6 protein-coding genes are annotated in these 9,875 nt (G+C 75.3%); 1 reads left to right on the top strand and 5 read right to left on the bottom strand.

Translation table 11 applies throughout. The annotated features are described in order from the left end of the window. Positions 1–273 precede the first annotated feature (273 nt). The 5 genes from mptB (KBX34_RS32150) to KBX34_RS32130 all read right to left on the bottom strand — a co-directional run bounded on the left by mptB (KBX34_RS32150) (position 274) and on the right by KBX34_RS32130 (position 8,812). Positions 274–1,878 (bottom strand): polyprenol phosphomannose-dependent alpha 1,6 mannosyltransferase MptB, encoded by a 1,605-nt coding sequence (gene mptB, locus KBX34_RS32150; RefSeq protein WP_210794795.1) that lies wholly within the window; start codon positions 1,876–1,878, stop codon positions 274–276. An 83-nt stretch (positions 1,879–1,961) separates the two neighbouring features. Beyond that, on the bottom strand, positions 1,962–3,362 hold the full coding sequence (mptB, locus tag KBX34_RS32145; RefSeq protein ID WP_210928838.1) for a polyprenol phosphomannose-dependent alpha 1,6 mannosyltransferase MptB: 1,401 nt from the start codon (positions 3,360–3,362) through the stop codon (positions 1,962–1,964). 47 nt (positions 3,363–3,409) lie between these two features. Continuing rightward, the gene (locus tag KBX34_RS32140; protein ID WP_247672482.1) at positions 3,410–5,032 is read right to left on the bottom strand and encodes a hypothetical protein; all 1,623 of its coding nucleotides are present in this window, start codon (positions 5,030–5,032) and stop codon (positions 3,410–3,412) included. Beyond that, positions 5,025–8,045: a bifunctional [glutamine synthetase] adenylyltransferase/[glutamine synthetase]-adenylyl-L-tyrosine phosphorylase gene (locus KBX34_RS32135; RefSeq protein WP_210928836.1), complete on the bottom strand. Its 3,021-nt coding sequence runs from the start codon at positions 8,043–8,045 to the stop codon at positions 5,025–5,027. Before KBX34_RS32135 ends, KBX34_RS32140 begins: the two co-directional genes overlap by 8 nt. Beyond that, on the bottom strand, positions 8,045–8,812 hold the full coding sequence (locus tag KBX34_RS32130; protein ID WP_088949497.1) for a type 1 glutamine amidotransferase: 768 nt from the start codon (positions 8,810–8,812) through the stop codon (positions 8,045–8,047). The genes KBX34_RS32135 and KBX34_RS32130 overlap by 1 nt, the downstream gene beginning before the upstream one ends. Positions 8,813–8,926: 114 nt before the next feature. Here KBX34_RS32130 and KBX34_RS32125 point away from each other — a divergent pair, with 114 nt between their 5' ends. Continuing rightward, positions 8,927–9,862: an LD-carboxypeptidase gene (locus tag KBX34_RS32125; protein ID WP_210928834.1), complete on the top strand. Its 936-nt coding sequence runs from the start codon at positions 8,927–8,929 to the stop codon at positions 9,860–9,862. Positions 9,863–9,875 lie beyond the last annotated feature (13 nt).

The following is a 9,875-nucleotide window of genomic DNA, read 5'->3' as shown; positions in this document are numbered from 1 at the left end:
CCCCGCGCCCCGCGCCCCGCGCCCCGCGCCCCGCGCCCCGCGCCCCGCGCAACGTCCGGGATGTTGCTGCCGCCCACGCACCGTAGGCAGCACTTTCCCTGAAGTTGCGCGGATCTTGGACTGGGCCGGGACGGGGATCGTGCTCGATCATGGTTGTAGTGGCCACCAGGGCGGCTCGAAGCCCCCTATCCATGATCGAGCACGATCTTGGCCGCCCGGACACGTCGATCATGACGTTGGCCCGGCGTTCCGTCCGAGTTGTCCCCGCCAACCTCATGATCGACGGGTTGGACCCGGGCGGTGGGTGGTGCGCAGGACCAGTAGGACCACGATCAGGAGCAGGGCGGTCATCGCCAGGGCGCCGGGTGCCTTGGTGAAGCGGGCCAGGTTCGTGCCGTCGGGCAGGGTCAGGAAGGCCGCCACCGCCACTGGCAGCACGAACCACGTCGTTCGGGCGGCGGTTAGTGCGAGCAGCGCCAGGGGCCAGGTCGCGTACCAGGGGTGGAAGACCGGGGACAGGACGACGGTGGCGACCAGCGCCAGGGCAGCGCCGTGCAGCACCACCCGAGGGCGCGCCTCCTCGACCCGAGCCTCCTCGACCCACGCCCCGTCGACCCACGCAACCTCGACCCGCGCCCCGTCGACCCGCGCGCCCTCGACCCGCGCCACATCGACCCGCGCGCCCTCGACCCGCGCCCCATCGACCCGCGCCCCATCGACCCGCGCGCCCTCGACCCGCGCCACCCGCCGGGCATCGCTGAAGCCGCGCAGCGCCCGCCAGGCCCGCCACCAGAGCACCACCAGCACCCCGGCCAGCAGCAGCAGGGCGACTGCCCGGACCACCGGCACCGCCTGCGGGTCCCGGCCGACCAGCGCACCGGCGTAGTCCACCACGAACCCGACGGCGGTGGGTGGTGACGTCCACTGCTCCGAGTCGCCGCTGTGCGTCAGCCCGCCCACCCAGCCGAACCCGAGCCCGGACACCGCCGAGGTGACCAGCACCGCACCGAGCAGCCCACCGGCCAGCCAGCCGCCGTCGCGCAGCAACGCCCGTACGGTGTGACGACCACGGACTGCGGCCAGGGCGGCGAACGGCACCACCACGACCGCGCTGGCCTTCACGGTCACCGCCAACCCGAGCAGCGCCCCGGCCAGGAGCAGTGCCGGAGGCCAACCCGGTCGCCGGATCGCCACCAGCAGCCCGCAGAGCAGCAGGCCCAGCATCACCGCGTCGTTGTGCGCGCCGGCGATGAGGTGCACCCCGACCAGTGGGGCGGCCAACGCCAGCCACGCGGCGCGCCGGGTCGGCACCCCGGCTGCCCGTGCCAGGCCGGGCAGGGAGATCGCGGCCAGCAGCAACCCCGCCACGGCGATCACCCGCAGCAGCACCACAGTGCCGGTGAGCCCGCCGCCGAGCGTGACCGCCAGCGCCGCGAGCAGGACGAACACCGGCCCGTACGGTGCCGGGGTGTCCCGCCAGATCGGCGCAACCGTGTCCAGCCAGGGGCAGCCCGCCGCCGCCACCCCCACCGCGTACGGGTCGACGCCGTGCGCGTATGTCCAGCCCTGGCAGGCGTACGAGTAGACGTCCCGGCTGCCCAGTGGTGGCGCGACGAGCAGCGGCAGCGCCCACAGCCCGGCCGTGACGTACGCCCACCGGGTCGACGGTGCGCCCCCGCGCAGCGACCACCACGCACCGACCAGCAGCGTGGTGCCGGCCAGCCAGCAGATCAGCGTCGCCGGGCCGTCCGGGGTTCGCCAGGTCGACACCGGTGTCACGCCGAGCGGGGCGTCGGGCAGGGCACCGCCGAGGTAGCCGGCCACAGTGAGCAGGACCGCGCCGGCCAGGCCCGCGTACCGGGCAAGGCGTGCCGACAGAGGACGAGGCGGCGGCGGAAAACGCGAGGGCGGAACAGGCGGCGGAACAGGCGGGCCGGGAGCGGTCACCGGCGCACCTTCCCTCAGTCGGCGGCGACCGGCTGACGGGCCGCCCGAGCCGACCGTACCAACCGGACGACCACCACGATCACCAACAGCGTCATCAGTGGCGCCCCGACCGTCTTGGTGAACCGGGGCAGCCCGGTGCCGTCCGGCAGCACCAGGAGCGACGCGACGAGGGCGACCACGGTGAACCAGCCGGTACGGCGGGCGGTGGCGGCCAGCACGAACAACGGCCACGTCCAGTACCAGGGGTGCACCACGGGAGAGAGCGCGACGGTGACGGCGAGCGCGAGGCCGGCGTAGTACAGGGGGTCGCGGGTGCGGGCCCGCCACCAGAGCCAGACGAGGAGGACGGCCAGGACCAGCACGGCTGTCCCGCGCGTCACCGGCAACGCGTCGATGTGAGCGCCGAACAGCGCGGCGACGTAACCGACGGTCTGACCGACGGCGGTCGGCGGGGACGTCCAGGCGACGGCGGCGCCGCCCTGGGACAGCCCGCCGACCCAGCCGAAGTCCAGCCCGCCGGCGATGGTCACGCCCACCACGGTGGCGACCGCACCGCCGACCACCCAGCCGCCGTCGCGGATCAGCGTCCGGAGCCGGTACGGGCCGGCGGTGGCCGCCAGCGCTGCGAACGGGACCACCACCACGGCGGTGACCTTGATCGACACGGCGACTCCGAGGAGCAGCCCGCCGACCAGCAGCATGCCGCGTCGGCGCGGGTGTGCGGCCACCACGGCCAGCCCACCGACCAGCGCGGCGAGCATCAGTATGTCGTTGTGTGGGCCACCGATGAGGTGCGCGGCGACCAGCGGGGAGCCCAGCGCCAGCCAGACCGCCCGCTTGGCCGGCACCCCGGCCCGGCGGGCCAGCACCGGCAGCGCCCACGCGCTCAACACCACGCCGAGCAATGCCAGCGCCCGGAACAGCACGATGCTGGCGGTCAGCGAGCCGGCGACCTTGACCACCGCAGCCGCGACGAGCACGAAGAGCGGCCCGTACGGCGCGGGGGTGTCCCGCCAGATGTAGGAGACCGAGTCCAGCCAGGGGCAGGGCAGGGCGGAGACGCCCTGCTCGTACGGGCTGATGCCACCGGCGAAGCTGGCGCCCTGACACGCGTACGCGTACACGTCGCGGCTGCCGAAGGGCGGCGCGACCAGCAGCGGCAGCAGCCACAGCCCCACGGTGAGCAGCGCCCATCGAGTCGACGGGCCGCCGTCGCGCAGCGCCCACCAGGCGTACGCCATCAGGCCGGTGCCGACCGCCCAGGCGGCCAGGATCAGCGGGCCGTTGGTGCCCTGCCAGATGCTGACCGGGGTGCTGCGCAGGGGGCCACTGGGAAACGCGCCGCCGAGGAACGCGGACAGCGCGAGCAGCATCGAGCCGGCCAGGCCGGTCCAGCGCGCGAGGTGGGGAGGCACGCCCGACATGCTGCCAGCACGCCGGTGGGTGACCGACGGCAGGACCGTCAGCAGTGGTTGGCCGGTGCCAGGCTGCTGGAGATCGAGTAGTCGCCGGCCGCGCGTACCCGCACCTCGGTCCACCCGTCGGCGCCGGGTCGCAGGCAGCCGTCCGGGCCATCGAGCGACAGCCACCGTGACCACCGCACCTTGACCGGCACGTCGCCGGGCGTGGCCGTCAGCCGGACCGCGCCCCGGTCGGCGGTGACGAGCCGGCCGGGGGCCCCGACCAGCGGCGTCGGATCGACCACCTCGTACAGGCGCCAGGTCGGATCGCGCCAGACCTCCCGCAGGTACGGCAGGTCGCCGCGGATCAACGCGGCCTCGTCGCGGCCCCACCGGTCGGCGGGAGCGTCCGGGGCGACCACCACGTAGGTGACCGCCTTGTCGCGGAGCCACTGCTCGTAGGTCTGGGCGCTCAGGGTGCCGTCGTAGAACAGCGCGTTGCGGTCGCTGTCGACCTGGCGCTCCCAGCCACGGGCCAGCGGCACGGTCGGTGGCAGGTACGCGGACTCCCAGTGGTCGCGCAGCGGCACCACCTCGACCCGCCCGACGGGCTGCCGTCGGTCGAGTTCCGCCACGAGCGGGCGGTAGAACGCCGAGGCGCTCTCGGCGGCGCCGGCCCGGGTGACGTCATTCAGCATCACCGGGGACTGCCACCAGACCGTCGCGGCGAGCAGCCCGGCAAGCCACGGGCCGGGCAACGGCGCGTACCCGGCCAGCACGGGCAGCGCGAAGAGCAGCGGCAGGCGCAGCGCGTTGGAACCGATCGGGCTGGGCACGTAGTACGCGCCGACCAGGAGCAGCACGGTGAGCAGCGCGCCGACGCGCAGCACCCGGCGACGACGCGGCAGCACGACCGCTACCAGCACCGCGAGTGCGACGTTGATCCGCATCGACTCGGCCGAGTACGGCTGGGTGCCCCCGTTGCCGAAGAGCAACGCGATCGGCGCCAGGGTGACGGCGGGCGCCACGGCCAGCACGAACCCCTCCGCCAGTGGTCGCTCCGAGCGCCACCCACCGGGCAGTGCACGGCCGGGCCCGTCGCCTCGGCGCAGGGCGGCCAGCAGCAACGCCGCGCCGGCCAGACCGGTGAACAGGCCGGCGACCGGGCTCGCGGCCGTCGCCAGGGCGGCGCAACCGGCGGCGAGTGCCAGGCGAACCGGGCGTGGCGGGCGTTCCGCGCTGACCGCGCAGAGCGCCAGCAGCCCGAACGCCAGCCCGACGGCGAAGGTGACCCGACCGCTCGCCAGGTTGCCGACGAGGACCACGGCACCGAGGACGCCGGCCAGCAGCGGCCGGCGGGCCCGGCCCCGGACGAACAGCCAGCCCAGCGCCGCCGCGCCGAGCACGGCGGCGACGGCCCCCAGTGGACGCATCCCGATCAGCGCGCCCAACCTGGCCGTGAACAGGCTGTAGCCGTACTGGTTGACGCCGCCGTACCAGCCGAGATCGATCGGCGCAGCACCGTACCGGTCGGCGAACTCGGCGCGGGCCACCTGGGCCGCGAGGTCCGTGCCCATCCGCGGCGCGAGCAGGAACGCGGCGGCGAGCACGACCGCGGCCCCGGTCGCCGCCGCCCAGACCACCTGCGGGGACCGCGTGGCCGGGCGGGTCGACGCGTCAGGCATTCAGGACCCGTTCCGTCGCGGCACGGGAGCGGCGGCCGACGCGCAGGTACTCGTCGAGGAACTCCCCCGGGTCGTCCCGCCCGAGGAGTCGGACCACGCCGGCCAGCTCCACCCCGTGCCGGGGCAACTGGTCGCCGGCCCGGCCCCGGACCAGCATCAACGCGTTGCGGACCTGCGCGGCCAGGGACCACCCGGCGGCCATCTCCGCGGCGTCCGTCGGGTCGATCAGGCCGGCCCGCTCGGCGGCCGCGAGGGCATCGAGGGTACGCGTGCCGCGCAGCGACGGGACCCTGCCCGCGTGCCGGAGCTGGACGAGTTGCACGGCCCACTCCACGTCGGCCAGCCCGCCGCGCCCCAGCTTGGTGTGGGTGGCCGGGTCGGCGCCCCGGGGCAGCCGCTCGGTCTCCACCCGGGCCTTGATCCGCCGGATCTCGACGACCTGCTCGCGGGTCAGCCCCTCGGCCGGGTAACGCACCGGGTCGATCATCGCCTCGAACTCGGCGCCCAGCTCGGCGTCGCCGCAGACGAACCGGGCGCGCAGCAGGGCCTGTGCCTCCCACACCCGCGACCAGCGGGCGTAGTACGCCGCGTACGCGGCGAGGCTGCGGACCAGCGGACCCTGCCGGCCCTCCGGGCGCAGGTCGGCGTCGACGCCCAGCGGCGGGTCGGGGGCGGGCACGCCGAGCAGTCGGCGCAGCTCCTCGGCGATCGCGTGGGCGGCGGCGCTGGCGGCGCTCTCGCTGGACCCGGCTGGCGGGTCGTAGACGAAGAGCACGTCGGCGTCGGAGAGGTAGTTCGACTCGTACCCGCCGAGCCGTCCCATGCCGATCACCGCGAACCGCAGCCCTTCCGGGGCCGGCTGGCTGGCCTGGGCGGCGCGCAGTGCGGCGGCCAGGGTGGCGTCGGTGACGTCGGCGAGGGCCGTGCCGACCTGGGTGATGTCGGCCAGCCCCGGTGCCGGCCGGTTCGCGCCGTCCGGCCGGGTGGGTGTGGGCGCGAGCGCGCCCGCCCGGCAGAGCACGTCGGCGCAGGCCACCCGGACCAGCTCCCGGCGCCGCAGTGCGCGTACCGCGCGGGTGGCCTCGACCGGGTCGGCGTGCCGGGCCGCTGCGGCGAGGAACCCCTCCCGGAGCACCTCGCGGGAGCGGGGCGCCAGCTCGTTCTCCTCGGCCAGCAGCCGCAGTGCCTCCGGGTCTCGGGCGAGCAGGTCGGCGACGTACCGGGACAGGGCCAGGACCCGGGCCAGCCGACGGGCGACCGGGCCACCGTCGCGCAGCAGCCGCAGATACCAGGGGGTGCTGCCCAGCTTGTCGGAGACCTTCCGGTAGTTGAGCAGCCCCCGGTCCGGTTCCGGCGCGTCGGCGAATTCGCTGAGCAGCACCGGCAGCAGGGTGCGCTGGATGGCCGCCGTGCGACTCACGCCGCCGGTGAGCGCCTGGAGGTGGCGCAGCGCCCCGGCCGGGTCGGCGAAGCCGAGGATCTCCAGCCGGTGCCTGGCCGCCTCGGGGGTGAGGCGCAGCCCGTCGGCCGGCACCCGGGCCACCGACTCCAGCAGCGGCCGGTAGAGCAGCTTGGCGTGCAGCCGGCGTACCTCGGTGGCGTGGGTGACCCACTCGGCCCGGAAGCTCTCCACGGCGCTGCGCCCCGGCGCCGCCGTGAAACCCAGCGCGGCGGCGAGCCACCGCAGCGCGCCCGGCTCGGTGGGAACGGTGTGCGTACGACGCAGGCCCTGTAGTTGCAGCCGGTGCTCGACGCTGCGCAGGAAACGGTAGCCGCACAGCAGCGCCTCGCCGTCGGCCCGGCCGACGTAGCCACCGGCGACCAGCGCGCGCAGCGCCGGGATGGTGCCCGGAGCCCGCAGCGTCTCGTCCCCGCGACCGTGTACGAGTTGCAGCAACTGGACGGCGAACTCGATGTCGCGCAACCCGCCGGGGCCGCGCTTGATCTCGCGCTCCAACTCCTTCGGCGGGATGTGGTCGATGATCCTGCGCCGCATGGCGCGGACGTCCTCGACCGCCTCGGGTCGCTCGGCCGCCCGCCAGACCAGCGGCGCGAGCTGGTCGATCCACTCCTGGGCCAGCGGGAGGTCCCCGGCGGCCGGGCGGGCCTTGAGCAGCGCCTGGAACTCCCAGGTGCGCGCCCACCGCTGGTAGTAGGCCAGGTGACTGGCGAGGGTCCGCACCAACGGGCCCCGGTTGCCCTCGGGGCGCAGGGCGGCGTCCACCGGCCAGGCCACCAGCCCGCAGATGTGGATCAGCCGGGTCGCCACCAGGGTCGCGGCGGCCAGGTCGGCGTCCTCGGCGGCCACGAAGATGACGTCCACGTCGGAGACGTAGTTCAGCTCGCCGCCGCCGCACTTGCCCATCGCCACCACCGCGAGGCGAGGCCGCTCGGTGCCCTCCGCCAGTTCCGCGACGGCCACCTCGTAGGCGGCGGCCAACGTCGCGTCGGCCAACGCGGAGAGCGCGGCCATCGTCTGCTCCAGGCCGCGCCCGCCGGTCAGGTCGGCCGCCGCGATCCGCAGCAGCGCCAACCGGTACGCGGTCCGCAGCACCGCCACCGGGTTGCCACCGGCGGCCGGCTCCAACCGTCCCTCGGCGATCGGCGCGAGCCCGTCCGGGGCGGTCCGCAGCGCCGTGCAGTGGTCGGGATGGGCCACCAGATGATCGCCGAGCGCCGACGAGGCACCCAGCACCGCGATCAGCCGCCGCCGCAGCCCCGGGTCAGCGTGCAGCTCCGCGAGCAGCGGCGAGTCGGCGGCGCCGTCGGTCGTGCGACGTTCGGCCTCGACGATGCGGTGCAGTTGGCGCAGCGCCAGGTCCGGGTCGGCGGCCCGGGACATCGCGGCCAGCAGCTCACCGGCCGGCTCGTCGGCCGGCTCCTGCTCCTCCGGCCGCCACAGCCGCAGCCCGTCCGGGCCGAGCAGGTCGGCGGCACGGGCGCCGCCGTCGCCCTCGGCGGTGCCGAAGCCGTACCGGGCGAGCCGGCCCGTTGCCCTGGTCGGCCGGCTCATCAGTGCCCGAGCAGCGGCAGGCCACGCCGCATCGTGCTGTCGTCCAACTCACCGAGGGCCAGCGCGGCGAACCGGGCGGCGAACGGCTGCCAGACCTCCTCGATGTCGGGCAGCACCGAGGCGCAGGCCGCGACCACCAGCTCCGGGTCGTAGCCCAGCTCGGCGAGTTGGGCCGAGTCGGTGGCCCAGTCGGCGATCATCGCGGCGTCGCACTCGATGTGGAACTGCAGACCCCAGGCCCGGTCACCGAGCCGGAACGCCTGGTGCGGGTAGCGGGTGGACGCGGCCAGCAGGGTGGCGCCCCGGGGCAGCTCGGTGATCTCGTCGGCGTGCCACTGGAGCACGTCCGGGATCAACGGCACGTACCGGAACAGCGGGTCGTTCTCGGCGGCGTCGCGCCGGCCGACCACGCCCGGGCCGATCTCCGGCCCGGATGGACTCCGCTCGACCAGGCCGGCATGCGCGGTGGCGAGCAGTTGCGCGCCCAGGCAGACGGCCAGGGTCGGCACCCGGTAGCGGACCGCCTTGCGCAGCAGTCCCTCCACCGCCGGGAACCACTGTGCGCCGGGCGAGCCGTCCGGCAGCGGGTACGCCTGCTGGTCGCCGCCGAGCACCACCAGCGCCGCGTACCCCTCCAGGTCGGCGGGGAGCTCGTCGCCGGCGTGCGGGCGAACCACCCACAGCTCCAGCCCAGCCTCGGTCAGCCACTCGCCCAGCCGGCGTGCGTCGTCGGTCGGGTCGTTCTCGATCACCAGCGCGGTTGCCACCCGTCGAGGCTAGCCGGTGCGCCGCGCGGCGCAGCGCCCCGCCACAGGCCCGCGCTTCCGGTGGTGTCCCTCTGCGGCGGCCCGGACCTGGCGTGGTCGTTAGGCTCAGCGGTTGTGATCAGCGACGACACCGCAGCCGTCCGCCCGCCCGTGCTGCTCCCGGGCGACGCGGTGCTGCTGGTGTCGCCGTCCGGCCCGACCTCGCCCGAGCGGGTGGCCCGGGGCATGGAGTTGCTCACCGGGTGGGGCCTGCGCCCGGTGCCGGCGCCGAACGCGTACGCCCGCCACGGCTACCTCGCCGGCACCGACGACCTACGGGCCGCCGACCTGAACACGGCCTTCACCGACCCGGAGATCCGCGGGGTGATCTGCACCCGGGGCGGGTACGGCGTCCAGCGGGTCGTGGACGCCATCGACATGGCCGCCGTCCGCCGCGACCCGAAGGTGGTGGCCGGCTTCTCGGACATCACCGCGTTGCAGTTCGCACTGTGGCGGGGTGCCCGGCTGGCCGGGGTGCACGGTCCAGGGGCGGCCTGGCGCGACGAGCGGACCCCGCTGCGCTCCGCCGAGTCCCTGCACGCGGCGCTGATGACGACCGAACCGGTGTCGATCACCGCGGTGCCCACCGAGGAGACCTTCGGCGTACGCGTCCCGGGCCTCGCCACCGGCACCCTGCTCGGCGGCAACCTGTGCATGATCGCCGCCTCGATCGGCACACCGGACCTGCCCGACCTGACCGGGGCGGTGCTGTTGATCGAGGACGTGCAGGAGCCCCCGTACAAGGTCGACCGGATGCTCACCCAGCTGCGCCGGGCCGGCGCGCTGGACGGGCTGGCCGGGGTGGCGGTCGGGCAGTTCACCGACTGCGGTGACGGCTGGGACACCACGATCGTCGACGTGCTCACCGAACGCCTCGGCGACCTGGGCGTGCCGGTCCTCGGCGGCCTCCCCATCGGCCACGGCCCCAACCAGCTGACCGTCCCGGTGGGCACCCAAGCGACCCTGAATGCCGAAAACGGCACCCTGACCGCATCCCCCGCAGTCCAGTAACCCAGCCCCCACC

The sequence above is a fragment of the Micromonospora sp. M61 genome (assembly GCF_018070245.1).
Lineage (GTDB): Bacteria > Actinomycetota > Actinomycetes > Mycobacteriales > Micromonosporaceae > Micromonospora > Micromonospora zamorensis.
Note: the sequence above shows the minus strand (reverse complement) of the source record. Positions and strands in the feature narration are given on the sequence as shown.

What these genes read in the sequence shown, in the direction of transcription:
- KBX34_RS32135 (WP_210928836.1), bottom strand. Translation starts at nt 8,045, where the DNA reads ATGAGCCGGCCGACCAGGGCAACGGGCCGGCTCGCCCGGTACGGCTTC.
- KBX34_RS32140 (WP_247672482.1), bottom strand. Translation starts at nt 5,032, where the DNA reads ATGCCTGACGCGTCGACCCGCCCGGCCACGCGGTCCCCGCAGGTGGTC.